Here is a 25,024-nt window from a genome sequence, read left to right as displayed (position 1 = left end):
AGGCCCGGGTCGCGGTTAGGTTGTGGGCAGGGACACGAGTGATGAAGGAGCGCGCATGGACGGTGCGGTCCCTCGCAGGCGGCCGGTGGTGACGGGCGTCGTGCCGTACACCCTGCTGGCGGTCCTGGCCGTCGTCACGGTGCCGATCAGGTGGGCGCACGGCACGTCCCCGGCCGCCGACCTGGCCCTGTGCGCGCTGACGGCGGTGTGGATGCTGGGGGGCTTCACGCTGCGGCCCGGCTGGCGGGAGCGTCCGCCGGTGATGGCGGTGTTCTTCGCCGGACTGGTCGTGATCATGCTGGTGCTGGTGGTCAGGGCGCCGTGGTTCGGGTTCTTCACGCCCGCGGGCTACATCTTCGCGTTCGAGGTGCTGCCCTGGCCGTGGCGGCAGGCCGGCGTCGCGTCGGTGGCGGTGGTGGCGGGCACGGCGCAGTCGTACGCGGTGGACACGAGCACCACCATGGGCCTGACCCTGTACGCCGCCGTGGTGGCCGCGAACGCGATCCCCATGTGCGCGTTCGCCTGGCACTCCCGGCGCGACGACCAGCGCAACGAGGAGCGCCTGCGCGCGCTGGAGGAGGCGCGCGAGGCGAACCGCAGGCTGGAGGAGACGCTGGCGGAGAACGCCGCCCTGCACGAGCGGCTGGTGGCGCGGGCCAGAGAGGCGGGCGTGCACGACGAGCGGCGGCGGATGGCCAGGGAGATCCACGACACGCTCGCGCAGGGCTTCACGGGCATCATCAGCCAGCTCCGCGCGGCCGAGCAGGCGGGCGACGACCCGGCGGGCTGGCGCCGCCACCTCGCCGCGGCGGCCGGGCTGGCAAGGGAGAGCCTGTCGGAGGCGCGGCGGTCGGTGGACGCGCTGCGCCCCGAGCCGCTGCGGGCGGCCCGGCTGGAGGAGGCGCTGGCCGGCGTGGCCGGCCGCTGGGCGGACCTGCACGGCATCCCGGTACGGGTCACGACGACCGGCACGGCGCGGCCGATGCCGCCGGAGGCCGAGGTCGCGCTGCTGCGGGCCGCGCAGGAGGCGCTGACCAACGTGGCCAAGCACGCGGGGGCGACCCGGGTGGGGGTGACCCTGTCCTATCTGGAGGACGAGGTGGCGCTGGACGTGCGTGACGACGGCGGCGGCTTCGACCCGGCCGGGCTCGGCGGCGGCGCCGCCCGCGCCGGGTTCGGGCTGGAGGCGATGCGGCAGCGGATCGAGGGGCTGTCCGGCAGCCTGGCGGTCGAGTCGGAGCCGGGCGCGGGCACGGGCATCTCGGCCCGCGTGCCCGCTGCGCGAGAGGGGGCAGGGGCGTGATCAGGCTGCTGGTCGTGGACGACCATCCGGTGGTCAGGGACGGGCTGAGCGGCATGTTCGCCCGCGAACCCGACTTCGAGGTGGTCGGGGAGGCCGGTGACGGGGCCGAGGCGGTCCGGCTGGCCAGGGCGCTGCGGCCCGACGTGATCCTCATGGACCTGCGCATGCCGGGCACGGACGGCGTCAGCGCCATGCGGGAGCTGGCTCGGGACGGGGGCGGGGCGCGGGTGCTGGTGCTGACCACGTACGACACCGACGGCCACGTGCTGCCAGCAATCGAGGCCGGCGCCACCGGCTACCTACTGAAGGACGCGCCGCGCGACGAACTGCTGCGCGCGGTCCGAGCCACCGCGCGGGGCGAGGCGGTGCTCGCGCCGTCGGCGGCGGCGCTGCTGATGAGCCGGGTACGCTCGTCCGCCACCGGTCCGCTCAGCCCGCGGGAGCTCGAAGTGCTGCACCTGGTGGCCGCCGGGGCGACGAACCGGGAGGCGGCGGCGAAGCTGTTCGTCACCGAGGCCACGGTGAAGTCGCACCTGCTGAACATCTACGGCAAGCTCGGCGTGGGCGATCGGGCCGCCGCGGTCACCGAGGCGTTCAACCGGGGCCTGCTCGTCCCACGATCACCCTGAGCGCTGCTTTGAGAGGTCCCACGCTCTCCTGAACGGCGACGTCGGCGTTCAGCGGATTTCGGCCATGACGCGCCGCATGTCGGAGACGGCGCGCAGGGTGCCGCCGATGGTGCCGGTCACCTTCGAACGCCCGGTCCTGGGCAGGTAGTCCACCCGTACCTCGTCGATCCGCCAGCCGGCCGAGGCGGCGCGCAGCACCATCTCCAGCGGGTAGCCGAAGCGGCGGTCGGTCAGCGCGAGGTCCAGCAGCGCCAGGCGTCTGGCCGCCCGCATGGGGCCGAGGTCGTGCAGCGGCGCACCTGTACGGCGGCGCAGGTTCGCGGCCAGCACGGCGTTGCCCAGCCGCGCGTGCCGGGGCCAGGCGCCCGCGCCCCGGGGCGTACGCCGGCCCATGACCAGGTCGGCCCGCCCGTCGAGCACCGGATCGGCCACCCGGGGCAGCTGACCGGGGTCGAGCGAGGCGTCGGCGTCCATGAAGCAGACCAGGTCGGCGGTGGCGGCGAGCAGCCCGGCATGGCAGGCGGCGCCGAAACCGCGCGCGGGCTCGTGCACCACCCGCGCGCCGAGGCCGGCGGCGACCTCCGCCGACCGGTCCGTGCAGCCGTTGTCGACCACGATCGGGCGATAGCCGGCGGGCATGCGCCCGAGCACCCAGCCGAGCGCGTCCTCCTCGTTCAGGCAGGGCAGAATCACGTCCACCGTCATGATCGGCGGGCCTCCTCGTAGCGGCAGCGGGGGGTTACGTTCATGACCAGGCGAACTCCTTCACGCCCGCCTCGAAGCCGATCTCGGCGTGGAAGCCGAGCTCGGTCCTGGCCCGGATGGCCGAGGCGACGATGTGGCGGACGTCGCCGAGCCGGTAGGCGCCGGTCACCACCGGCTCGGGCCCGCCGCGTTCGGCCGCCAGCGCGGCGGCCATGTCGCCCACGGTGTGCGGGGTGCCCGAGGCGACGTTCCAGGCGCGCAGCTCACCGGCCGGCACCGTGGTCGGCACTCTGGCAGGCGCTGTGGCAGGTGCTGTGGCAGGTGCTGTGGCAGGTGCTGTGGCAGGCGCTGTGACCGACGCTGTCGCCGACATGGCCGCGAGGTTGGCCCTGGCCACGTCCCTGACGTGCACGAAGTCACGCCGCTGGCGGCCGTCCTCGAACACCTTCGGCGCCCGGCCCGCCTCCAGCTCGGAGCGGAAGATCGCGGCCACCCCGGCGTAGGGCGTGTCGCGCGGCATGCGCGGCCCGTAGACGTTGTGGTACCGCAGCGCCGCAGCGCTCCCGCCGGTCTGCCTGGCCCAGTTGGCGGCCAGGTGCTCCTGCGCGAGCTTGCTGGTGGCGTAGGCGTTGCGCGGATCGGGCCGGGCGTCCTCGTCGATCTCCGCGCAGGCCAGCGGCGCGCCGCAGCGCGGGCACGGCGGCTCGAACCGGCCGCGCTCCAGGTCGTCCACGGTCCGCGGCCCCGGCCGTACGTCACCGTGTTCCGCGCACTCGTAGCGGCCCTCGCCGTAGATCACCATCGAGGACGCCAGCACGAGCCGGCCGATCCCGTGCCTGGCCATGGCGGCGAGCAGGACCGCCGTGCCGTACACGTTGACGCCGGCGTAGTCGGGCAGGTCGGAGACGTCCACGCCGAGCCCGACCTTGGCGGCCTGGTGCACCACGACGTCCGCGCCGGGCAGCAGCCCGTCGAGGACGGCCGGGTCCTGGACGTCCTGGCCGGTCCGCAGGTCGAGGCCGACGACGTCGTGACCCGCCGCCTCCAGCGCTTCGGCCACGTGCCCGCCGATGAAACCGGCCGAGCCGGTGACCAACACTCTCATGCCGCCGACGCTAGGCCGCCGGCCCGCTCGCGATAAGGGACGTTCGCAGTTCGTAAGGCTTCTTACGGAGATCGAACGGAGAGCGACGGAGCGACCGCGAACCGGCGCGTGGATGCGAGGCTGCCGCCTGTGAGCCGGAACACGTTAGCGACGGGGGCAGTGCTCGTCCTCCTGGCGGCCACCGTGGCCGGGATGGTGACGGGGCCGCCCCGCCTGGGCTGGTACCTGCTGGCCTGGGCCCTGTTCTGCGTGGCTCTGTGGCTGGCAGGGCGGGTGGCGGAGCGGCGGCTGACCGCGCTCGTCGTCGGCGGCGGGATCCTGCTGGCCGCGACCGGGCTGGTGGCGCCGCCGAGCAGCAGCACCGACTCCTTCCGTTACGCGTGGGACGGCAAGGTGCAGGCCGCGGGCGTCTCGCCCTACGACCACCCGCCGTCCGACCCGGCGCTCGCCGGGCTGCGCGACGGATGGCTGTTCCCCGCCGACTGCGCCGGGCCCGGTCTCTACCCGCTGCCGGACGGCGGCTGCACCCGGATCAACCGCCCCACCGTGCCGACGATCTATCCGCCGTTCGCCCAGGGTTACTTCCTGCTGGTGCACTGGCTGTCGCCGGAGGGGTCGCGGCACAAGGTTCTCCAGCTCGGCGGCTGGCTGATGGCCGTGCTCACGCTGCTGACGCTGTGCCGGCTGGCGGGCGCGCGGCGGGCGGCGATCTGGGCGTGGTGTCCCGCCGTACCGGTCGAGGCGGTGAACAACGCGCACGTCGACATGGCAGCCGTGCTGCTGGTGGCGCTGGCCTTCTGGACGGTACGGGGGCGCGGCGAGCGTCTGCAAGTGCGGGGGCTCTGGGCGCGCGGGGCGCTGCTGGGCGGCGCCGTGGCGGCCAAGCTGCTGCCCGCGACGGCGCTCGTGGGCTCGCTGTCCGGCGTGCTGGCAAGCGGGGCGCCGGGCGGGGCGGGCGGCGTGATCGGCGGGGTGGCGTGGCGGCGGCTGCTCGGTGTCGTGGTGCCCGCGACGGCCGTGGTCGTGCTGTCGTACGTGCCGTACGTGCTGGCCTCGGGTCCCGCGGTGGCGGGTTACCTGCCGGGCTACCTCCAGGAGGAGCACTACGAGGGCGGCGGCAACCGCTACCTGGTCCTGCGGCTGGTCCTGCCGGACGCGTGGGCCCCGTACGCGGCGATCGGGCTGCTGGCGCTGGTCATCCTGGCCGTCCTGCGGTACGGCCGCCAGGAGCGGCCCTGGCAGGGCGCGCTGGTGGTCAGCGGCGCGCTGCTGCTGCTGTTCACCCCCGGCTACTCCTGGTACGCGCTGCTGGTCGTCGCGCTGGCCGCCAAGACCGGCCGGTGGGAGTGGCTGGGCGCGGCCCTGGCGGGCGCCATCGCCTACGTCGACGGCCCGATGGGCGCCGGCATCCTCGCAACCGTTTTCTACGCCGCGGCCGTGGTGGCCGTGCTGATCGGCTGGGCCGTACGCCGCCCCAGTGAAAGGACTGAGCACGCTGAGCAAACCCGATCATCTGCCCCAGATCCTGATCATCGCCAAGGAACCGGTCCCCGGCCGGGTCAAGACCCGGCTGACTCCGCCGTTCAGCCAGGAGGAGGCCGCGGCTCTGGCGCTGGCCTCGCTCCGTGACAGCCTGCGGGCCGTGGCGGCGACGCCGGCCCCGCAGCGGGTGCTGGCCCTGGACGGCCTGCCGGGTGGCTGGCTGCCGGAGGAGTTCGTGGTGATCCCGCAGCGCGGCGACGGCCTGGACGAGCGCCTGGCCGCGGCCTTCTCCGACACGCACCGGCTGCGGCCGGGGCCGGTCGTCCTGATCGGCATGGACACCCCGCAGGTCACGCCGGAGCTGCTGAGCGAGGCGGGGGAGGCGCTGACGGAGCACGACGCGGTCTACGGCCCGGCCGCCGACGGCGGGTGGTGGCTGCTCGGCCTGCGCAGGCCCGACCCGGAGCTGCTGCTGGGGGTGCCCATGTCGCATCCGGAGACCGGCAAGTTCCAGCTCGACCGGCTGGACCGCGCGGAGCTGACCGTGCACCAATTGCCCGAGTTGATCGACGTCGACACGGCGGCGGACGCCGCCGCCGTGGCCGCGCAGGCGCCCGCGTCCTGCTTCGCCGCCGAGCTGAGGAGGCTGGGCCGATGATCGGCGAGCTGTACGCCGACGCGCTCGCAGGAGAGAGCGCCGAGATCGAGTACGTGGACGGCACCCGCGTCACGCTGGAGGCCGCGCGCTGGTTCGAGCCGATCGACGGGGACGAGGAGTTGCTGAGCCGGTGTGCCAGCCCGACACTCGACATCGGCTCAGGACCCGGACGGCTGACGGCGGCGCTGACCCGGCGCGGCGTCACCTCGCTCGGCATCGACATCACGCCCCGCGCCGTCGCCCTGACCCGCCGCGCCGGCGGGTTCGCCCTGCTCCGTGACGTCTTCGACGACATTCCTGGCAGCGGCCGCTGGGCCACCGCGCTGCTCGCCGACGGCAACATCGGCATCGGCGGCAACCCCGAGACGCTGCTGCGCCGGGTCAGGCAGCTCATCCGGCCGGGCGGCACAGTTCTGGCCGAGGTGGCGCCGCCGGGGACGCGCAGCCGGGTGGACCGGGTCCGGCTGCGCAGGGGTCAGCTGGCCGGCGAGTGGTTCGGCTGGGCGACGGTCTCGGCGAGCGACCTCGGGCGGGTCGCGCGGGCGGGCGGCTTCGACGGCGCCGACCACTGGAACGCGAACGGCCGCTGGCTGGCCCGGCTCTACTGACCCAGCTCAAGGGGACCCGGTCGATGGGGACGGCGCTTGATGGGCACCGGCGCTGATGGGGACTGGAGCTCATAGGGATCGGGGCTGATGGGGAGCGGGGCATGCGGATGGCGCGGCGGTGGTGGGCCGCCGCGCCGCCGGACGTCCGCCCAGAGGGTCAGCTCGCGCTACAGGAGACCGTGGGCCAGGTGTAGTTGCCGTTGTGCTGGATCGTCACCCCCCAGTTGTTCCCGCTGCCGTTGGGCCGGGCGCTCAGCACCTGGGCACTCGGATAACTGGCACTGATGTTCCAGGTGGTCAGCACCTTCGCCGGGGACGGCACGTTCATCGTCACGGTCCAGTTGCTCGAACCGCTGACGGCGACGTTGAGGTTGTACCGGTCGCTCCACTGCTGACCGGCGGAGAGCGTCGCGGTGCAGCCACCGCCGCCGCCCCCTCCACCACCGCCGCCGCCTCCGCCACCGGAGCCGCCGATCGTGATGTTGGAGCTGCCGCTGCTCTGGTAGCCCTCGGTCGCCATGATCATGTAGTCGTGGTTGCCCAGGCTCATCCCGTTACGGGCCCAGGCGTCGAAGTGGTTGCCCGCGGTGATGGTGCCGCCGGTCCGCTTCGACTGCCGTACGCTCCAGTACTGGTTGAAGGTCCTGGTGCCCTCGATGGAGGGGGCGTTGTAGCGGGTGGTCTGGTAGATGTCGTACGTGCCGCCGTCGCTGGTGACCGTGCCCTTGTAGGTCCCCGTGGGCCGGTAGGTGCCCCAGTTGTCGACGATGTAGTACTCCACCAGCGGATTCCTGGTCCACCCGTAGAGGGTCAGGTAGGCGTTCCCCGACGGGTTGAAGCTGCCCGAATAGCTGACGGTCCTCCGCCCGCCGGGGTTCCAGCCCTTGCCGGCGACGAAGTTGCCGGTGTTGCGCCAGGACGTGCTGTAGTTGCCGCCGGATCCCAGCTCCATGGAGACCGTTCCGGCGCTGTCGGTCCAGAACGAGTAGAAGTAGCCGTTGTTGGTGCCGGTCTGGTTGGAGGTGATGGGGGCCGCGTGGGCGATGCCGGGCGTCATCGCCGTGGCCGCGACCAGAGCGACGACGCAGGCCCGGCTGACGAACCGTCTGAGGCGGCTCTTCGGGTGAGCGGGGGAGTCGTTCAAGTGACGGTGCTACCTCCCGTCGATGTCGAAACTATCGGCTTTCCGGCGAAAGTATCGGCCCGGTTTCTGGAGGCTGTCAACGGACTCTGTCAGGGCGTGCGATCCTGCTCTGGTCAGAGCCGGGTCAACCTCGTGAAACTTTCAGGAATACCCCGAAACTTGCCGCGCCGTACGCACGTGTCAATCAACCGAACGGTGGGTTCCGGAATCCGCCGCGACCACCCCTGACGGTGGCCGCCGGGACGATTCGCGCGGAACGCCGCCGGAAGATCCTTGAGTCATGGCAGTCATCGAGGTCAAGGGCCTCACCAAGAGGTACGCGGCTCAGACGATCCTGGACGGGGTGTCGTTCTCCGTGGACGAGGGCGAGATCTTCGGCATCCTCGGCCCCAACGGCGCGGGCAAGACCACCACCGTCGAATGCGTCGAAGGGCTCAGGCGGCCCGACGGCGGAACCGTCCGCGTGCTCGGGCTCGATCCCGCGGACAGGGCGCTGCGCGAGCAGATCGGCGTGCAGCTGCAGCACACCCAGTTGCCGGAGAACATCAAGGTCTGGGAGGCGCTCGACCTGTACGCCTCCTTCTACGCCGCCCCGCGCGACTGGCGCGAGCTGATCGAGCAGTGGGGCCTGGCCGACAAGCGCGACGCCCGCTTCGGCAAGCTGTCGGGCGGTCAGAAGCAGCGGCTGTTCATCGCCCTCGCGCTGATCGGCAACCCGCGGGTGGCCTTCCTCGACGAGCTGACCACGGGCCTCGACCCGCAGGCGCGCCGGGCCACCTGGGAGCTGATCAAGCGGGTCCGCGCGAGCGGCGTGACCGTGGTGCTGGTCAGCCACTTCATGGACGAGGTCGAGGAGCTCTGCGACCGGGTGGCGGTGTTCGACCAGGGCCGCATCGTGGCCGTCGACACCCCGGGCGGGCTCATCGAGGGCACCGGCGCCGAGCACCACATGAGGTTCACCCTGATGACGCAGGCCGACCCGCAGGAACTGCTCGGCGACGTGCCGGGGGTGTCGGGCGTGACCAGGGACGGCGACCGGGTGGTCGTCACCGGCAGGGGCGACTTCGCCACCGCCGTCACGGCCCGCCTCGCCCGCCACCACGTCCTGGTCAGCGACCTGCGCATCGACAAGCGCACGCTCGACGACGCCTTTCTCGCCCTCACCGGCCGTACCTGGGAGAACTGACATGACCGCGATCGCCAAACTCACCACCGTCGAGCTGAAGCTCCTGGTCAGGGAGCCGGGCTCGCTGTTCACGGTGCTCATCCCGCTGTTCATCCTGGTCATCTTCGGCAGCTCGATCGAGCCGGGCGACACCGTGCTGCTCCCCATGGCGCTGGCCATCGCGGTCGGGCTGGTCGCGCTCTACATGCTGCCGACGACGCTGGCGACGTACCGGGAGAGAGGGATCCTGCGACGGCTCTCGACGACGCCGCTGCGGCCGGGGAACATGCTGGCGGTGCAGTTGCTGCTGCAAGTGATCCTCACCGCCGTCACCTGCGGGCTGCTGCTGGCCGTCGGCGTGAGCGCGCTGGGCGCGCGCCCGCCCGGCGCGGTGTGGGCGTTCGTGCTGACGTTCGTGCTGGGCACGGCGGCGATGTTCTCGATCGGGCTGCTCATCGCCGCCCTCGCCGCGAACGGGCGCAGCGCGAACGGGGTCGGCGTGCTGCTGTACTTCCCCATGGCCTACCTGGCCGGGCTGATGCAGCCGGTGAACCAGATGCCGGAAGTGCTGGCACGAATCGGTGCATACACTCCATTGGGCGCCTTCCGGCAGTCGTTGCAGGACGTCTGGGCGGGAGGCGCGCCGAGCCTGCCGCTGCTGGCCGCGATGACCTGCTACGCGGTGGTCCTGAGCGTGGCCGCGGCCAGATTCTTCCGTTGGGAGTGAGCGTGACGAGGCTGGACCGGTGGGAGCGGCAACTGCAGCGGTACGTGAGCCTCGTCCCCTACCTCCTGCTCGTCGTCGCCACCGTGCTCTACCTGCTCACCGAGCAGCGCGAAACCTGGGCCGAGCGGCTGGTCACGCTCGGCCTGGCGGCGCTCGCCGCCGCGTGGATGGGCCTCATGTCACGCGGCCCGATGAAGGCCCTGTACGTCACCGGCCTGATCGTGGTGATCGCGGTGCTGAGCATGCGGGGCGTCTGGTTCGCCAGCTTCTTCGGCTTCGTCGGTCACCTCCACTCCTGGCAGTACCTCCGGGGCGGGTGGCGCTTCGCGGGGGTGAGCGCCACGGCCGCCGCCACCGTCGCCGCCTACCGCGGCGGCCTGCCCGAGCCCACCGCCGCGAGCATCCTCAGCTACCTGTTCTTCACCGCCGCCATCGTGGCCCTGGTCGGCCTGTTCAGCTTCGTCGGGGAGATCACCGCCGAGCGCAGCGCCGAACGGAAGAGGATGGTGACCCGGCTGGAGGAGGCGATGCGGGAGAACGCGGGCCTGCACGCCCAGCTCCTGGTCCAGGCCAGGGAGGCGGGGGTCATGGACGAGCGGCAGCGGATGGCCGGCGAGATCCACGACACGCTCGCGCAGGGGCTGACCGGCATCATCACCCAGCTCCAGGCCGCGACGCAGGCCAAGGACGACTCGGCCGCGCGTGAGCGGCACATCGGCAACGCCACGCGGCTGGCCAAGGAGGGGCTGTCCGAGGCCCGCAGGTCGATCCACGCCGTCGGTCCCGGCCAGTTGGAGTCCGCGCCGCTGCCCGACGCCCTCGCCGAGGTCGCCGCCGAGTGGTCGGCCCTGAACGCTGTTCCGGCAGAAGTGCACACGACTGGTACGGTCCGTCCCATGCATCCCGAGGTCGAGGAGACCCTGCTGCGCACGGCCCAGGAGGCGCTGGCCAACGTGGCCAAGCACGCGGGGGCTGGGCGGGTCGGGCTGACGCTGTCGTACATGGAGGACGTGGTCGCGCTCGACGTGCGCGACGACGGCGCCGGCTTCGACCTCGAACGGGTACGCGAGGGCGGCGGCTACGGCCTGACCTCGATGCGCCGGCGGGTGACGCGGCTGGCGGGCGAGCTGGAGATCGAGTCGGAGCTCGGCGCGGGCACCGCGATCTCCGCCAGCGTGCCCGCCGTACCCAGGGACGCGCCGCGTGACTGAGACCCCGTGGTCTGAGAGGCGATGCGTGATCGAGAACCCCCGTGCTCCTGGAGGCCGTGCGTGACCGAGACCCCCGTCCGGCTGCTGATCGTCGACGACCATCCCGTCGTGCGCGACGGCATCCGTGGCATGTTCACCGGTGACCCGGGCTTCGAGGTGCTCGGCGAGGCGGGTGACGGGGCCCAGGCCGTGGACCTGGCCCGCGTGCTCGACCCCGACGTCATCCTGATGGACCTGCGGATGCCGCGGATGGACGGCGTCACGGCCATCAAGGAGCTGGCCCGGCTGGGGGTGCGGGCTCGCGTGCTCGTGCTGACGACGTACGACACCGACAAGGACGTGCTGCCGGCCGTCGAGGCCGGCGCGACCGGCTACCTGCTCAAGGACACGGGCCGCGACGAGCTGGTCCGCGCCGTGCGCGCGGCGGCCAGGGGCGAGGCCGTGCTGTCGCCTTCGGTGGCCACCCGGCTGCTCGGCCAGGTCCGCGCCCCCGCCGACCCGCTGAGCGGGCGGGAACTGGAGGTGCTGCGCCTGATCGCTGACGGCGCGACCAACCGCGAAGCCGCCGCCCGCCTGTTCATCAGCGAGGCCACGGTCAAGAGCCACGTTCTGCACATCTACGCCAAGCTCGGCGTCAACGACCGCGCGGCGGCCGTCGCGGTCGCCTTCCGTCGCGGCCTGCTCAGTACCGACAAAGACTGATACAGGTGGCTAGCATCGCCGTATGAGCGAGCCGCAGCCCGTCACCCTGCCCCACGGCGCCAACCTGCGCTGCGACACGTGCCAGAACGAGCTGTTCGAAGCGCACCGGTGGAAGCTCCAGACCACCGGCATGACGTTCATGAACCTCGACTGGGCCAATCGCGACGCCTCCTGTTTCGTGTGCACGGTCTGCCGCCGCATCCACTGGTTCCATCTCTGAGGCGATCCGGCGGGTGTCGTTTCTGTACAAGACCCCGGCCGCCCTCACGGTCTAGCCTCCCTGCGACGACAGAGGAGCAGGAGCGATGGCTAAGATCATTTCGAGTTTCTTCATCTCCGTGGACGGCGTGGTCGAGTCCCCGGACCAGTGGCACTTCCCCTACTGGGACGACGAGATGGGCGCCGTGGTGGAGGCCGGCATGGCGAGCGCGGGCGCGATGCTGATGGGCCGCAAGCTGTACGACGAGTGGTCCGCGTACTGGACGTCGACGGAGCAGGACCAGGAGGTCGCCGCGATGTTGAACCAGGCACGCAAGTTCGTCGTGTCGAGCACCCTGACCAGCGCCGATTGGAGCAACACCACCGTCGTCTCCGGCGACGTCGCCGCCCGGCTACGCGAGCTCAAGGGCGAGATCGACGGCGACATCCAGATGTCCGGCTCCGCGACGACCGTGCGCTGGCTGCTGGCCAACGGGCTGCTCGACGAGCTGAACCTGCTCGTCCACCCGATCGTGGTCGGCCACGGGCAGCGCCTGTTCGAGGGCACCCCGACCCACCCGCTGAAGCTGACCCACTCCGCGACCTTCAAGACCGGGGTGATCCACGCGATCTACGCGCCGGCCGAGGGCTGAGGTCTCACCGCGCAAAATATGTCCAAGTTTCCACCTGATAGTGATTCTTCGTCCCTTTCCCGGGCAGGCCACGGTCGAGTGACCCGGTCGTGGCCATGGGGAAGGAACGCCGATCATGTCGAACACGCTGCGGATCGCTTGTGCCGTGCTCGCCGGGTACTACCTCGGACGGCGCAGGAAGTTGCGCATGGCCGCGGCCCTGGCCGTCGCCGGGCTGGCCGGGAAGGCCAAGGGCGGTAAGGGCGGGGGCCTGCTGGCGCAGGGGATCAAGGTGCTGGGTTCGTCCCCGGAGGTCGGACAGCTCACCGACCGGCTGCGCGGCGACCTCATGGAGGTGGGCAAGGCCGCGGCCGTGGCCGCCACCAGCAGGAAGATGGACTCCCTGAGCGACAAGCTGCACGAACGCGCCGAAGCCCTGCGCACCCCTGACGAAGACGCGGCGAAGCAGAACGGCGCGGCGGACCAGAGCGGCGCGCCGGACCAGAGCGGGGAGGCTGAGCAGAACGGCGAGGCCGAGCAGAACGGGCAGGCCAAGCCGGGTGCCGCCGGGAAGCGGAGCGGTAACGCGAAGCCGGGCGGCGAGGCGAAGCCCACGGGGGTGAACGGCCGTGGCTGAGAACAAGACGAGCCGGGTCGGCGACACGGTCGGCACGGCCGGCCGAGGCCTGGGCGGCGCGGCCAAGAAGGCCACCGGCGCGACCAGAGGCGTGACCGGCGCGGCCAAGGACACCGGCCAGCAGGCGGCCGGCGCGGCGAAGGACACCGGTGGGAAGGCGGCCGGAGCAGCGCAGGGCACTGCCCAGAAGACGGCCGGAGCGGCGCAGAAGGCAGCGGGAGCGGCGAAGGGCATCGGCCAGGGCGTGGCGGGAACGGCCAAGGCAGCCGGAAAGGGGCTTCTCGCCGCACTGCCCACCGAACGGCTCACCCAGGAGGCGCAGAACCTGCTGCACGCCGCCGGCGCCCGGCTGCTCGCCAAGGCGGGCGACAAGATCGAAGGTCTCACCGGCCGGCTGTCGGAGTACGCGGAGAGCGGCGGCGAAGGCGGGAAGGGCCTGATCGGCGCGCTTACCGGGTCGGGCAAGTCAGGCGGCGGCGGGGTCATGGGTGAAGTCGTCAAGGGCGGCCTGAAGGGCGGCCTCAAAGGCATCATGCAGAAGATCACCGGCAAGGGCTCGAAGGGTGGCTTCGAGAAGGTCACCAACATCGTCGAGACGATCGACGTCGGAGCGCCCCGCCGCCTCGTGTACGACCAGTGGACCCAGTTCCAGGACTTCCCGACCTTCATGAAGAAGGTGGAGACCGTCAAGCAGGAGTCCGACGAGGACCTGATGTGGAAGGCGCAGGTCTTCTGGTCGCACCGCAACTGGAAGGCGCACATCATCGAGCAGCTTCCGGACCAGCGGATCATCTGGCGGTCCGAGGGCCAGAAGGGGTACGTCGACGGGGTGGTGACGTTCCACGAGCTGAGCGAGGATCTCACCCGGATCCTGGTGGTGCTGGAGTACCACCCGCAGGGGCTGTTCGAGCGTACCGGCAACCTGTGGCGCGCCCAGGGACGGCGGGTCCGGCTGGAGCTCAAGCACTTCAGACGGCACGTGATGGCGCACCTCCTGCTGAATCCCGACGACCTTGAGGGCTGGCGCGGCGAGATCCGCGACAGCGAGGTCGTCAAGGACCACGAGACGGCCATGGAGGAGGAACGCGCCGCCCAGGAGGAGGAAGAGGACGCAGAAGAGGGCGAGGACGAGGGCGCCGAGGCGACCGGCGAACGCGCGGAAGCCGAAGAAGGCGAAGAGGAAGAAGGCGAAGAAGAAGAGGGCGAAGGCGAGGAGGCCCGCCAGACGACAGCCGAAGGCGAGGAGAGCGCCGAGGACGAAGAGCCGGAGGGCGGCGAGGGCGAAGAGCCGGAGGGCGGCGGCCAAGAAGTCAGCGAAGACCAAGAGAGCAGCGAGGGCGAAGGGGGCGAAGGGGGCGAAGAGAGCGAGGCCGCTGAAAAGCCGCCGACCGGAAAGCAGCGGACCTGGGACAAGCCCACATCCCGCTCAGGCCGCAGCCCGAGAATTCCCCGCCGCATGCCCATCCGCCGCCGCCGATCCGAGTAGAACGAGGTCCGAGTCCGGCGTTCAGTGCCCGAGGCCCGACGTCCGAGGCCCGACGTCCGAGGCCCGAGAGCCGACGCAGAGGCCCGAGAGCGGAAACAGAGGTCCGAAGGCCGCCAGCGCAGCCTGGCGGCCTGGCTCGACAGTGGATTCATGAGCACTGGCACCCACTCGCACGTCCCCCTTGAGCCGAACATCCTCTACTTCGGCACCCCCGTCGTCCTGGTCTCCTCCATGAACGAGGACGGCACGCCCAACCTGGCCCCCATGTCGTCCGCGTTCTGGCTCGGCTGGCGGGCGATGCTGGGCTGGGGCGCGCGGTCGAAGACGGCGCAGAACCTGCGCAGGACCGGCGAGTGCGTGCTGAACCTCCCGTCCGACGCCCTCGCCCCCGCCGTGGACCGGCTGGCGCTGACGACCGGGTCGGATCCCGTCCCCGAGGGCAAGGCGCGGCGCGGCTACCGGCACGTGGGGGACAAGTTCCGGCGGGCCGGGCTCACCGAGGTGCCGTCGGAGACGGTGAAGGCGCCGCGGGTGGCCGAGTGCCCGGTCGCCATGGAGGCCGTGGTCGAACGCTGCCATCCGGTGGGCGACGAGGGCGGGGTGCTGGCGTTCGAGGTGCGGGTGCAGCGCGTCTGGGTGCACGAGGAGATCCGCATGGCGGGGACCGACGACCACATCGACCCCGACGCGTGGCGGCCGCTGATCATGAGCTTCCAGAAGTTGTACGGACTGGGCCCCCAGGTGCACCCCTCGACGCTCGCGCAGATCCCCGAGCGCCTCTACCGCCCCGACGAGGACCTCGAACGCGCCCGCACCGCCTGACAAAGAGGGCTAACCAGCCAGCAGGGCCAGCCAGGTCCGCCCGGCGCAGACGCGTTCGATCTCGGAGCGGGTCAGCCACTCCGCATGGGTGCTCTCCGACCCGGCGGGCGGCCGCGTCGGGCCGCCCGGCCCTGGCAGCGTGGCCCGGAACATCGCCATGTACGCCAGCGCCGGATACCGGTAGGAGGCGGGCGGCGGCTCCAGGAGCTCGATGCGCTGCCAGGCGAAGATCGACAGGGCCGAGGGCGGCAGGCGCAGGCCGGTCTCCTCGTACAGCTCCCGGGAGGCCGCGTCCACCGCGCTCTCGCCCGGCTCCAGGTGGCCGCCAGGGATGTCCCAGCCGCGTCCCTCCCGGCCGACACACGTCATGAGCGTCCGCCCGGCCTCGTCCGACACGAACGCGAACGCCGACGTCGTCCGGTCGCCGGGAGGGAGGGACTCGGAGAGGATCACGTCGAGGCGGTGCGCCACCGGGATCCAGGGCACCGTCTCGGTCGCCAGCACGAAGGTCATGACCCACTGTCATTCGCGCGGGAAACCGCTGTCAAAGCGGGGCCCCGGATGCCGGACACCGAGCGGGGCCGGATGCCGGGCGCGGGCGCGCCTCGAACGTCGGGCGCGGGCGCGTGCGGGATGCCGGGCGCGAGCGTGTCAGACGGCCTGGCGCAGGGCGCGGTTGCCCAGGTAGAGGCCAACTGCGGCGACGGCGCAGGCGGCGGCGGTGCCGTACAGGACCGAGGGTGAGGCCAGGTCGCCGGCGAACAGGGCCCGCTGCGCGTCGACGATGTACGTGATCGGGTTGAACCGGCCGGCGGTCTGCAACCAGCCGGGCGCGGTCTCCAGCGGGAGCAGGACGCCCGAGAGCAGCAGCAGCGGAAAGACGATCGACTGGCTGACGATGTAGAACAGGGTGCCGCCGGGCGCCGACTTGATGGCCAGCACGAGCGAGAACGCGCCCAGCCCCACCCCGAAGAGCACCAGTTGCGCCAGCCCGGCCAGAACCCCGGCCGCGTGCAGCTCGAAGCCCAGCGGGATCGCCAGGGCGATGATCAGCACCGCCTGCACGAGCAGGGTCAGCATGGCCTTGGCGCTCTTGCCGACCAGCATCGCGGTGCGGTTGAGCGGCGTGACCAGCAGCCGCTCCATCGCGCCGCCGATCAGCTCGACCAGCAGCGTGTAGCCGGCGCTCATGGGCCCGGTCAGGCACATCATGACCAGGATCCCCGGCACGAACCACTGCCAGGACGAGCCCACGGCCCCGTCCAGCAGCGACCCGAACAGGAACAGGAACAGCAGCGGCTGCCCCATCTCGAACAGCAGCCCGGCGGGGTTGCGCAGGCTCGGCCGGAACTCGCGGGTGAAGACGGTGGCGGTGTCACGCAGGAATGTCGTCATCGGTGAGGCTTCTCCCGGTCAGGGTGAGGAACACGTCGTCGAGGGTGGGGCGGATGGTCTCGGCGGTCTTGACCTTCACGCCGGCGGCGTCGAGGCCGCGCAGGTAGTCGGGCAGTGCGGCGGTCGCGCCGGCGACCCGGAGGCGCACGGTGACGCCGTCCGCGCTGCCGCCGCCGAGCTCGGCGGCCCGCGCGGCCTCCCGCTCGGTCGCCGTGGTGATGACGATGTGGTCGCCGGCCAGGTCGTTCTTGAGCTGCTCCGCGGTGCCGTCGGCGATGATCCGGCCGCCGTCGATGATCACCACCCGTTCGGCCATGCTGTCGGCCTCCTCCAGGTAGTGGGTGGTCAGGAACAACGTCGTCCCGTACGTGTCGCGCAGGCGCAGGATGTGCTCCCAGATCTCCGCGCGGCTCTTCGGATCGAGGCCGGTCGAAGGTTCGTCGAGGAAGAGCAGGTCGGGCCGGTGGATGAGGCCCAGGGCGATGTCCAGGCGGCGGCGCTGGCCGCCGGACAGCGTGCCGGGCACCCGCTTGGCCAGCGGCGTCAGGTCGAGCAGGTCGAGCAGTTCGTCGGCGCGGGCGGCCGCCTCCTTGCCGCGCAGCCCGTAGCAGCGGCCCTGGGTGACCAGCTCGTCGCGGACGTGGAACTCCTCGCCCGCGCTGTTGCGCTGGCCGACGTAGCCGATGCGGGACCGTACGGCGGCGGGGTCGGCGGCCACGTCGTGACCGGCCACCGTGGCGGTGCCGGAGGTGGGCGGCAGCAGGGTGGTGAGCATGCGCAGGGTGGTGGACTTTCCCGCGCCGTTCGGCCCCAGGAAGGCCACGAGCTGGCCGGCCTCCACGTCGAGGTCGATGCCGCGCACGGCTTCCACGGTCTGCTTCTTCATCGTGAACACTCGGGTCAGGGCCCGGGCATGGATCATGGTCGGCCTCCTCCAGGCATGGCGAAGAAACCCCTGGTCGGGGGCGTTTCGAAGGATCGGACCAAGTTTGTGCAGCTTCGACCTGCTTTGGCAAACGTGAACGTGACTTACACATACGGCTCTGACCTGCGAAAACGTTGTCGCGAACGATCTTGGCCGGGAACGAATTTCCACCCGCTGATCTGCGGTTTCCGCACCACGTCCGCACGAATTCTGCACACGCCTCTGTCACCATGCTGATCATGTGCGAACGCGTCGTCCTCGTGAACGGCCTGCCGGGGTCGGGCAAGTCCACGCTGGCCCGCGCGCTGGGCCGCGAGCTCGGCTGGCCCGTCCTGAGCAAGGACGCGATCAAGGAGACCCTGGCCGACACCCTCGACCGCCCCGACGGGGTCGGCGAGGCCGAGTGGAGCCAGTACGAGCGGCGGGTACGGCACCCCGTGCACCGGGACCCGTTCGTCGGGGACGAACGATGGCGGGAATGGGCGGCGGGTGCGCGACCGCTGGCTCTCGGGCCCGTGTATTGGCTCGATACCGCAAAAGAGGTGGAAATTTCCGGGCTTGCGGAATTGTGCAGGGCTCCGCAATGATCTCCGGCGTGAAACGTCTGTGGTTATACACGGTAATTGCCACGATTGGCATGACCGGCGTCGCCCACGCGGCCGAGGTGCCCGGGGTGGACGTCAGTAACTGGACCGGCGAGATCGACTGGGCCGCGGTGGCCTCCGGCGGCGGGAAGTTCGCGTTCGTGCACGCCACCGAGGGGACGGATTACCGCAGCCCCAGTTTCGAGGCCCAGTTCAGTGGCGCGGCGTCGGCGGGTCTCGTCCGCGGCGCCTATCACTTTGCGCAACCGCATGAATCCGATGGGACCGCCCAAGCCGAGCATTTTCTGCAGAACGGCGGTAACTGGATCAGCGACGGCCAAACGCTTCCCGGTGTTCTCGATTTGGAGGACAACCCGTACAAGGACACCAACGGCAAGAACAACTGTTACGACCTGTCCGCCGCGGACATGGTCACCTGGATCAAGGACTTCACCAAGAAGTACCGGGCGGCCACCGGCCGGCACGCGATCATCTACACCACCACGAGCTGGTGGCAGACCTGCACCGGCAACACCACGAAGTTCAGGTCGAACCCCCTGTGGCTGGCCCGCTGGGGCTCCGAGGTGGGCGAGCTGCCGAAGGGCTGGAAGAAGCACACGTTCTGGCAGTCGGCGGAGAAGGGCACGCCGGCCGGCGGCCAGAACGTCTTCAACGGCTCGGAGTCGCAGCTGAAGTCGCTGGCCAACCCGCCGGCCGAGGTCAAGGTCGGGGGCCGGGCCGTGAGCAGGAAGTCGTACACGGTGACGATCTCCAACACGGGCCCGCACCCGGTCAAGGACGTCAAGCTGACGGGGCGGACGTTCGGCGGGCAGCGCGTGGTGAAGGCACCGGGGTGCACGTTCAGCGGCACCGCCGTGAACTGCCGGATCGGGGAGCTGCCGCGCGGGCAGAAGAAGACGTTCACGATCACGACCAGGCCCAGCAGGTCCAAGGGCACCGTCGGCCTGAACGTGACGGTGGGTTCGGTGAAGCTCGTCCTCAAAGCCCGATAAGGCAGGATAAATACCGAAGGCTGGGACTTCGGGGGGTGTCGGAATGAAACGGCGGTTAGCGGTGGCGGCGGCGCTGCTCCTGCTGACCGCCACGGCCTCGGTGCCGCTGGGGCTGTCCGTGCCGCCGCTGGTCGTCAGGATCGCGTACGAGATCGAGCGGTACGGCATCGTGTACTCCTGGGGCGGCGGCCACGGCGTGGACCCCGGCCCCTCCAAGGGGACGTGCAGGGGCTACCGGGGCGGCATCAGGCCCTGCCCGGCCGCCAGGACGCGCGGGCTCGACTGCTCGGGCTTCACCCGGTGGGTCTACGCCCTGGCGCACGGAGAGGACGTGCTCGGGCCGGGCAACACCGACGACCACTTACGGAAGATGCGTCGCGTCCGCGATCCCAGGCCCGGCGACCTGGTCTTCTTCGGCAAGGTCACGAAGCGCTCGGTAAGGACCCACCACGTGGGCGTCTACCTGGGCGGCGGGAAGATGATGAACGCGCCGGAGACCGGGGCCATGGTCAGGATCGACACGATCAAGAAGAAGAAGGACTTCGCCGGCTTCTACCGATACCGACGGTGATGCGTACCGGTTCGGTATGCCGGTAACGCGAGTGACGCGGCGAAATTGACGGACCCTGCGGCTAATGTGTGCGGCTATGGAGAGGCGATGGGTCGGCCTGGACGGCATTGAAGTCGTGGGCGCCCTGCGAGCCGGGCGGCAGGTGCTGCGGGTGCGCAGAAACGGGTGGGTGGTCGCCGACTGCACCTCTGTGGCGGAGGTGGCCAGGCACGTCGATCTGGCCGACCTGTGCGAGGTGATCGAGCTCGCGCCCCGGCGCGGCGCGACGCCGCGGGCGACCGCCGGAACGAGTTCGCATCATGGCTGAGCGCCGTGTATGGTTATGCCTGTCCGCAGCGCCGGACAGGCCCCTATAGCTCAGTCGGCAGAGCGTCTCCATGGTAAGGAGAAGGTCAACGGTTCGATTCCGTTTGGGGGCTCGCACACTGAACAGGCAAAACGCCCGGTCCGATTAACTCGGAGCCGGGCGTTTCTGGTTCTCCGGGACGTGTTTCCGGTTCTCCTTTCCGGCTCTCCGGGACGTTGCGCGCGAGTGCGGCTGACGGAGGGTCACGGCGCTTCGCCGGGGGCCTCATCCCTTGGAAGCTGCGAGAGGCGCCGCGGCGCCACCAGGCCGGCTGCCGGTAGTCCGGCGAGAGCTGCTACGCTGACCGTGCTCGTATGGGGGGCGGCAGGCGGGGCTGCCGCTTATTGATTTCGGTTGCGGGGCCTTCCTGAGGCATACTGGGAAGCACCCCGCCCGACCGGGTGAGTTACGAAGGTGCTCACCGTGTCGGGTATCCTCTACGGGCCGGGTCGATTACGGCCCAAAGGCGGAGTAGCTCAGTCAGGCAGAGCAAACGGCTCATAATCGTTGTGTCGCCGGTTCAAGTCCGGCCTCCGCTACTGCCCCATCCCAGGTCACCGGCCTGGGTACGGGCGTGTCCATGTCCCGAACGTAGAAAGGCACTCCCAAGTGGCTGCCACCGACGTTAGGCCGAAGATCACGCTGGCCTGCCAGGAGTGCAAGCACCGCAACTACATCACGCGGAAGAACCGGCGCAACGACCCGGATCGGCTTGAGCTGAAGAAGTACTGCCCCAACTGCCGCTGCCACCGCGCGCACCGCGAGACCCGCTAGGGTCCAGGGCAGGGCTGCTGGCCCCACTGTTTTCATAACGCACAACCGGCGTCCCCTAGCAGGCGCCGGTTTGTCGTGTCTGCGTGTCCCTCCGCCCGCGTCCTGGGCAAAAAGCAGACCATCACCAGGGACAGCCGAACCTTGTTCTGTTAGCGTCGGCCTCATCAGCCGCCGGGACGGACAAGCGAGGGAGCAGCGATGGCCCTGAATCGTGACTTCGTGGGCAGAACCTATCCGCCCAGTGCCCCGTACGAGGTCAGCCGCGTGAAGATCAGGGAGTTCGCCGCCGCGATCGGCGACCACAACCCGCTCTACCGCGACCAGGAGGCCGCCCAGGCCGCCGGATACCCCGACGTGATCGCGCCACCCACCTTCCCCATCGTGTTCAGCCTGACGAGCGGCGGCGGGGCGCTGGTGGACCCCGACCTCGGGCTCAACCTGGCCATGGTCGTCCACGGCGAGCAGCGCTTCGAGTACACCCGGCCGGTCCACGCCGGCGACCGGCTCGTCATGACCTCCACGATCACCGACATCCGCACCGCCGGGCACAACGAGCTGCTCACGGTCAAGAGCGACGTGCGGACGGTCGAGGGTGAGCCGGTCTGCGTGACGTACAACACGATCGTCGAGCGCGGAGGGGCGGGCTGAGATGAGTGCCGCGGTGAGGTACGACGAGGTCGAGGCGGGGCAGGAGATCCCGGCCGTGGACTACAACGTGCGCCGGCTCAACCTGGTGATGTACGCGGGCGCCTCCGGCGACTTCAACCAGATCCACTGGAACGAGCGCTTCGCCAAGATGGTGGGCCTGCCCGACGTGATCGCGCACGGCATGTTCACGATGGCGCAGGCCGGGCGGTTCGTCACCGACTGGGTGGGAGATCCCGGCGCGGTGGTGGACTTCGGGGTGCGGTTCTCCTCGATGGTGGTCGTGCCCGACGACGACCAGGGGGCCACGGTCACGGTCAGCGGGGTCGTGGAGGAGAAGCTGGAGGACAAGAAGGTGGTCATCGGGCTGACCGCCAGGTCGGGCGACGCACGGGTGCTGTCCAAGGCCCGCGCGGTGGTCCAGCTCACCTGACACCCGGCTCCCGCTCACCCGATGCCCCGGTGATGTCCCAGTGATGCGCCAGTGATGCGCCGGTGATATCGCGGACGGCTCTCGGGTAGCGCGTGTCCGTATGAGTGATGTTGTGCGAAAGGTCTGGCCCACCGTTCGATCGATCCCCGTCTCCGCCGTGACCGACACCAAGCCGCCGGGGCACCTCAAACCCGCGCGGATCGACCAGGTGGCCGGCGCGGCCGGCACCGGCCGCGACACGGCGGGCGGCGCCGGTGAGCCCGGCACGGAGGACACTCCCGTGCCGGTGGGGGCGACGGGGGTCGGCACGGCCGGAACCAAGCGGACCAGAAGGAGCACGAGGAGCGCGGGGGCCGGCGCCGCGAGGACGGGCGCGAGCCCCGACCCCGCGGCCGATCTGGGCTTCTCGGGCGACCCCGGCCGGCACGGTGACCTGGACGACGGGATGTTGCACGCCCAGCGCACTTGGGACGCCTCGCTGGCCACCAACCGCCTGGACGACCAGGGCGTGACCCTGGAACGGCAGCGCGTGGAGACCAGGGGCGTCACCGCCGGCGTCGGGCTGCTGGTAGACGGCTGGCCCGAGGACGTCAGGCGCTGCGTGGAGTCGGTGATCGAGCACACCGGCGCCCACGTGCTCGCCCTCGACCTCGGCAACGTGGACGGCGCCGGCGACGTGCTGGCCGAGCTGGCCGAGCGCCACCCCGAGCGGATCACCGATTGGCACGTGAGCGAGACACCCCATTGGCGGGGCGGCACCGCGACCTGGGGCGAGAGCAGGGCCAAGCTGCTACAGCTGGACGAGTCCGAGGTGCACGTGCTGATGGAGACGAACGTCGTGCTCCGCGGCGACGCGCTGACCCCGCTGATCGCCGCGGTCGTCGAGGGCGCGGTGGCCGCCGGATGGAGAGGGCTGAACCCGGTGGCGGCGGAGGAGCCCGAGCCGGGCCGGGAGAGCACGGGAGAGGTCGGCCCCAGGACGGTGTGGCGGGAGGCCGCTCCCGGCACGGTGCGGGCGCTGAGCGGTGAGCTCATCGCCGTACGCAGGGCCCAGGCGTTCGGCGCGCTGCCCGAGGACGCCCGCTACGGCAGGTACGCCGATCTGGAGCTCTCGCTGGCCCTGCCAGGCCGCCTGGTCGTCCCGCATCAACGGCTGCCGGTGACGCTGCTGGGCCGGCACGACGTGGCCGGCGACTACGCGGAGCGGGAGTCCCGGCGCAACTACGACGGGGTGCTGCGCAGGCTGCGCGCCTCATAAGCTGTCTGGTCATGGAGAACCTCGCGTCGTACACCACGCTGAGCCTGGGCGGGCCCGCCCGCGAGTTCGCCGAGGCCACCTCGGCCGAGCAGCTCGTGTCCCTGATCGCCGATGCCGACAGGAACGCGGTGCCCACGCTGGTGCTGGGCGGAGGCAGCAACGTCGTGGTGGCCGACGAGGGGTTCGACGGGCTGGTCATCAAGGTCGCCACCGAGGGCGTGACCGTCTCGCGCGACGGCGAGCAGGCCGTCGTGACGGTCGAGGCGGGCGAGGACTGGGACCGGCTCGTGGCCCGCGCGGTGGCCGAGGGCTGGTCGGGCATCGAGTGCATGTCCGGCGTGCCGGGCCAGGTCGGCTCGACGCCCATCCAGAACGTCGGTGCGTACGGCCAGGAGGTCTCCCAGACCGTCAGATGCGTACGCGCCTACGACCGGCTCACCCGCCAGGTGATCGACCTGGAGGCGCGGCAGTGCGGCTTCTCCTACCGCGACAGCGTCTTCAAGCGCGACCTGAGCCGCTACGTCGTGCTGGCGGTGACCTACGCGCTCGACCTGTCCGAGCTGTCCGGGCCTGTGGCGTACGCGGAGCTGGCCGCACGGCTGGACACCGTGGCGGGGGGCCGGGTGCCGCTCGCGCGGGCCCGTGAGACCGTGCTGGCGCTGCGGCGGGGCAAGGGCATGGTGCTCGACCCCGACGACCCCGACACGAGGAGCGCGGGCTCGTTCTTCACCAACCCGATCCTCACGGCGGAGGAGGCGGAGGAGCTGGCGGTGCGGGCTCCAGGGCATCCGCGCTGGGACGTGCCGGGCGGCCTGATCAAGGTGCCCGCCGCCTGGCTGATCGAGCAGGCAGGCTACCCGAAGGGCTACGAGCGCGGCCCGGCCCGCATCTCGACCAAGCACACGCTCGCCCTCACCAACCCCACGGGCCGCGCCACCACCGCCGACCTGCTGGCCCTGGCCAGGGAGGTGCGCGACGGCGTACGCGAGAAGTTCGGGGTCACGCTGGTCAACGAGCCGGTCCTGGTGGGCTGCGCGCTGGACGACTAAGGACCCGGGAACAGGCACGGCGCGACGCCTGTTAGGGTGGTGCGGAATTACCGAAGGGGAGTAGTCCCAATCGCGTGGTCGACACACTGGCGCTTCACCGCGCCCGGTCACGCGGGCCTCAGACGGGCGGACGAGACCTTCGGCCTGGCAGTCATGTGGACAAAGACGCTGCCGGGCCGAAGTCGTGCCCGAAAAACTCCCCGGGCTCCTGCTTCCGGCCCGGTCGCGCGGAAGAGGACCGTTGGAAGCGTTCTGGATCAGTCTCGCCGTCATCTTCGTGGCCGAACTGGGCGACAAGAGCCAGTTGATGGCGATGACCTTCGCGACCCGTTTCAAGGCTTGGCCCGTGCTGGCCGGCATCACGATCGCGACGACCGTCGTCCACCTGCTCAGCGTGGCCGTGGGCGGCCTGATCGGCGGCGCGCTGCCGACGACGGCCATCACCGTGGTGGCCGGCGTGGCCTTCCTCGCGTTCGCCGTGTGGACGTGGCGGGGCGACGAGCTGACCGAGGAGGAGTCGAAGAAGGCTCAGCGCACCACCAGGAACGCCCTGATCGCGGTGACCGTGGCGTTCTTCCTGAGCGAGCTGGGCGACAAGACCATGCTGGCCACCATCACGCTGGCCACCCAGCACGACTGGGTGGGCACCTGGATCGGCTCGACCGTCGGCATGGTGGCCGCGGACGCGCTGGCCATCGTGGTGGGGCGGCTGCTGGGCAAGCACCTGCCCGAGAAGGTCATCCGCTACGGCGCCGCCGCCGCGTTCGCCGTCTTCGGCGTCGTGCTGCTGGCGGAGGCGATCCTCTGAGACCCACGC

The 25,024-nt window shown here is 71.0% G+C and carries 30 protein-coding genes and 2 tRNA genes; 26 read left to right on the top strand and 6 right to left on the bottom strand.

The window, feature by feature from the left end:
- The first annotated feature begins 55 nt into the window (after nt 1-55).
- Together AB0C27_RS20130 and AB0C27_RS20125 are read left to right on the top strand one after the other, a co-directional pair.
- The gene (locus AB0C27_RS20130) at nt 56-1,303 is read left to right on the top strand and encodes a sensor histidine kinase (protein ID WP_357846014.1); all 1,248 of its coding nucleotides are present in this window, start codon (nt 56-58) and stop codon (nt 1,301-1,303) included.
- On the top strand, nt 1,300-1,932 hold the full coding sequence (locus AB0C27_RS20125) for a response regulator transcription factor (RefSeq protein ID WP_357846012.1): 633 nt from the start codon (nt 1,300-1,302) through the stop codon (nt 1,930-1,932). Before AB0C27_RS20130 ends, AB0C27_RS20125 begins: the two co-directional genes overlap by 4 nt.
- A gap of 48 nt (nt 1,933-1,980) precedes the next feature.
- Here AB0C27_RS20125 and AB0C27_RS20120 read toward each other — a convergent pair whose 3' ends face one another.
- On the bottom strand, nt 1,981-2,637 hold the full coding sequence (locus AB0C27_RS20120) for a glycosyltransferase family 2 protein (protein WP_357846010.1): 657 nt from the start codon (nt 2,635-2,637) through the stop codon (nt 1,981-1,983).
- 40 nt (nt 2,638-2,677) lie between these two features.
- On the bottom strand, nt 2,678-3,742 hold the full coding sequence (locus tag AB0C27_RS20115) for an NAD-dependent epimerase/dehydratase family protein (protein WP_357846008.1): 1,065 nt from the start codon (nt 3,740-3,742) through the stop codon (nt 2,678-2,680).
- Between the two features lie 129 nt (nt 3,743-3,871).
- Between AB0C27_RS20115 and AB0C27_RS20110 the strand changes: the two genes are divergently transcribed.
- From AB0C27_RS20110 to AB0C27_RS20100, 3 genes are read left to right on the top strand one after another with little or no spacing between them, the layout of a single operon-like run.
- Nucleotides 3,872-5,371 carry a glycosyltransferase 87 family protein gene (locus AB0C27_RS20110; protein ID WP_357846006.1) on the top strand — a complete coding sequence of 500 codons (1,500 nt, stop codon included), beginning with the start codon at nt 3,872-3,874 and terminating at the stop codon, nt 5,369-5,371.
- Complete coding sequence (locus AB0C27_RS20105; protein WP_357846640.1) at nt 5,256-5,882, top strand: TIGR04282 family arsenosugar biosynthesis glycosyltransferase; 627 nt, start codon at nt 5,256-5,258, stop codon at nt 5,880-5,882. The genes AB0C27_RS20110 and AB0C27_RS20105 overlap by 116 nt, the downstream gene beginning before the upstream one ends.
- Entirely contained in the window at nt 5,879-6,490 is a 612-nt protein-coding gene (locus AB0C27_RS20100) for a methyltransferase domain-containing protein (protein ID WP_346105470.1), read from the top strand. Before AB0C27_RS20105 ends, AB0C27_RS20100 begins: the two co-directional genes overlap by 4 nt.
- 157 nt (nt 6,491-6,647) lie before the next feature.
- Here the strand turns inward: AB0C27_RS20100 and AB0C27_RS20095 are convergent, their stop codons facing one another.
- Nucleotides 6,648-7,634, bottom strand: coding sequence for a glycoside hydrolase family 11 protein (locus AB0C27_RS20095; RefSeq protein WP_357846004.1), 987 nt, complete (start codon nt 7,632-7,634; stop codon nt 6,648-6,650).
- A gap of 280 nt (nt 7,635-7,914) precedes the next feature.
- Here AB0C27_RS20095 and AB0C27_RS20090 point away from each other — a divergent pair, with 280 nt between their 5' ends.
- The 9 genes from AB0C27_RS20090 (at nt 7,915) to AB0C27_RS20050 (ending at nt 15,214) form a co-directional block, all read left to right on the top strand.
- The gene (locus tag AB0C27_RS20090) at nt 7,915-8,820 is read left to right on the top strand and encodes an ABC transporter ATP-binding protein (RefSeq protein ID WP_357846002.1); all 906 of its coding nucleotides are present in this window, start codon (nt 7,915-7,917) and stop codon (nt 8,818-8,820) included.
- Nucleotide 8,821: 1 nt separating this feature from the next.
- Nucleotides 8,822-9,526, top strand: a complete 705-nt coding sequence (locus tag AB0C27_RS20085; protein ID WP_357846000.1) for an ABC transporter permease — start codon at nt 8,822-8,824, stop codon at nt 9,524-9,526.
- A gap of 2 nt (nt 9,527-9,528) precedes the next feature.
- Nucleotides 9,529-10,737, top strand: a complete 1,209-nt coding sequence (locus AB0C27_RS20080; protein ID WP_357845998.1) for a sensor histidine kinase — start codon at nt 9,529-9,531, stop codon at nt 10,735-10,737.
- A 60-nt stretch (nt 10,738-10,797) separates the two neighbouring features.
- Nucleotides 10,798-11,439 carry a response regulator transcription factor gene (locus tag AB0C27_RS20075; protein WP_357845996.1) on the top strand — a complete coding sequence of 214 codons (642 nt, stop codon included), beginning with the start codon at nt 10,798-10,800 and terminating at the stop codon, nt 11,437-11,439.
- 22 nt (nt 11,440-11,461) lie between these two features.
- A complete protein-coding gene (locus AB0C27_RS20070) occupies nt 11,462-11,659 on the top strand; it encodes a hypothetical protein (protein ID WP_357845994.1) in 198 nt (65 codons plus the stop codon).
- An 85-nt stretch (nt 11,660-11,744) separates the two neighbouring features.
- Nucleotides 11,745-12,290 carry a dihydrofolate reductase family protein gene (locus tag AB0C27_RS20065; protein WP_346105460.1) on the top strand — a complete coding sequence of 182 codons (546 nt, stop codon included), beginning with the start codon at nt 11,745-11,747 and terminating at the stop codon, nt 12,288-12,290.
- Between the two features lie 115 nt (nt 12,291-12,405).
- Nucleotides 12,406-12,906, top strand: a complete 501-nt coding sequence (locus AB0C27_RS20060; protein ID WP_357845992.1) for a hypothetical protein — start codon at nt 12,406-12,408, stop codon at nt 12,904-12,906.
- Nucleotides 12,899-14,392 carry an SRPBCC family protein gene (locus AB0C27_RS20055; protein ID WP_357845990.1) on the top strand — a complete coding sequence of 498 codons (1,494 nt, stop codon included), beginning with the start codon at nt 12,899-12,901 and terminating at the stop codon, nt 14,390-14,392. The genes AB0C27_RS20060 and AB0C27_RS20055 overlap by 8 nt, the downstream gene beginning before the upstream one ends.
- Before the next feature lie 150 nt (nt 14,393-14,542).
- Nucleotides 14,543-15,214: a flavin reductase family protein gene (locus AB0C27_RS20050; protein ID WP_357845988.1), complete on the top strand. Its 672-nt coding sequence runs from the start codon at nt 14,543-14,545 to the stop codon at nt 15,212-15,214.
- A 9-nt stretch (nt 15,215-15,223) separates the two neighbouring features.
- Here AB0C27_RS20050 and AB0C27_RS20045 read toward each other — a convergent pair whose 3' ends face one another.
- The 3 genes from AB0C27_RS20045 to AB0C27_RS20035 form a co-directional block, all read right to left on the bottom strand.
- A complete protein-coding gene (locus AB0C27_RS20045) occupies nt 15,224-15,727 on the bottom strand; it encodes an NUDIX domain-containing protein (protein ID WP_357845986.1) in 504 nt (167 codons plus the stop codon).
- A gap of 138 nt (nt 15,728-15,865) precedes the next feature.
- Nucleotides 15,866-16,609, bottom strand: a complete 744-nt coding sequence (locus AB0C27_RS20040) for an ABC transporter permease (protein WP_357845984.1) — start codon at nt 16,607-16,609, stop codon at nt 15,866-15,868.
- A complete protein-coding gene (locus AB0C27_RS20035; RefSeq protein WP_357845982.1) occupies nt 16,590-17,531 on the bottom strand; it encodes an ATP-binding cassette domain-containing protein in 942 nt (313 codons plus the stop codon). Before AB0C27_RS20035 ends, AB0C27_RS20040 begins: the two co-directional genes overlap by 20 nt.
- 242 nt (nt 17,532-17,773) lie before the next feature.
- Between AB0C27_RS20035 and AB0C27_RS20030 the strand changes: the two genes are divergently transcribed.
- The 12 genes from AB0C27_RS20030 to AB0C27_RS19975 all read left to right on the top strand — a co-directional run bounded on the left by AB0C27_RS20030 (nt 17,774) and on the right by AB0C27_RS19975 (nt 25,015).
- Nucleotides 17,774-18,121, top strand: coding sequence for an AAA family ATPase (locus AB0C27_RS20030; RefSeq protein ID WP_357845980.1), 348 nt, complete (start codon nt 17,774-17,776; stop codon nt 18,119-18,121).
- Nucleotides 18,122-18,171: 50 nt separating this feature from the next.
- Complete coding sequence (locus tag AB0C27_RS20025; RefSeq protein ID WP_357845979.1) at nt 18,172-19,131, top strand: lysozyme; 960 nt, start codon at nt 18,172-18,174, stop codon at nt 19,129-19,131.
- Between the two features lie 43 nt (nt 19,132-19,174).
- A complete protein-coding gene (locus tag AB0C27_RS20020) occupies nt 19,175-19,702 on the top strand; it encodes an NlpC/P60 family protein (protein ID WP_357845977.1) in 528 nt (175 codons plus the stop codon).
- A gap of 76 nt (nt 19,703-19,778) precedes the next feature.
- Entirely contained in the window at nt 19,779-20,009 is a 231-nt protein-coding gene (locus AB0C27_RS20015) for a transposase (protein WP_106243794.1), read from the top strand.
- Nucleotides 20,010-20,048: 39 nt separating this feature from the next.
- Nucleotides 20,049-20,121, top strand: a tRNA-Thr gene (locus AB0C27_RS20010).
- Between the two features lie 392 nt (nt 20,122-20,513).
- Nucleotides 20,514-20,587: transfer RNA gene (locus AB0C27_RS20005), tRNA-Met, on the top strand.
- Between the two features lie 70 nt (nt 20,588-20,657).
- Nucleotides 20,658-20,822: a 50S ribosomal protein L33 gene (gene rpmG, locus AB0C27_RS20000; RefSeq protein ID WP_019632658.1), complete on the top strand. Its 165-nt coding sequence runs from the start codon at nt 20,658-20,660 to the stop codon at nt 20,820-20,822.
- Between the two features lie 198 nt (nt 20,823-21,020).
- Nucleotides 21,021-21,470, top strand: a complete 450-nt coding sequence (locus AB0C27_RS19995; RefSeq protein WP_346105445.1) for a MaoC family dehydratase N-terminal domain-containing protein — start codon at nt 21,021-21,023, stop codon at nt 21,468-21,470.
- A 1-nt stretch (nt 21,471) separates the two neighbouring features.
- Nucleotides 21,472-21,900, top strand: coding sequence for a MaoC family dehydratase (locus tag AB0C27_RS19990; protein ID WP_346105444.1), 429 nt, complete (start codon nt 21,472-21,474; stop codon nt 21,898-21,900).
- A gap of 157 nt (nt 21,901-22,057) precedes the next feature.
- Nucleotides 22,058-23,158 (top strand): hypothetical protein, encoded by a 1,101-nt coding sequence (locus AB0C27_RS19985; protein ID WP_357845974.1) that lies wholly within the window; start codon nt 22,058-22,060, stop codon nt 23,156-23,158.
- An 11-nt stretch (nt 23,159-23,169) separates the two neighbouring features.
- Entirely contained in the window at nt 23,170-24,207 is a 1,038-nt protein-coding gene (locus AB0C27_RS19980) for a UDP-N-acetylmuramate dehydrogenase (RefSeq protein ID WP_357845972.1), read from the top strand.
- Between the two features lie 241 nt (nt 24,208-24,448).
- A complete protein-coding gene (locus AB0C27_RS19975) occupies nt 24,449-25,015 on the top strand; it encodes a TMEM165/GDT1 family protein (RefSeq protein ID WP_357845970.1) in 567 nt (188 codons plus the stop codon).
- Nucleotides 25,016-25,024: the final 9 nt, after the last annotated feature.

Origin of the sequence: Nonomuraea sp. NPDC048882 (genome assembly GCF_040649755.1) — a bacterium.
Classification (GTDB): domain Bacteria; phylum Actinomycetota; class Actinomycetes; order Streptosporangiales; family Streptosporangiaceae; genus Nonomuraea; species Nonomuraea maheshkhaliensis.
The sequence above is the reverse complement of the archived record's forward strand: the minus strand, read 5'-3'. Positions and strand labels throughout refer to the sequence as shown.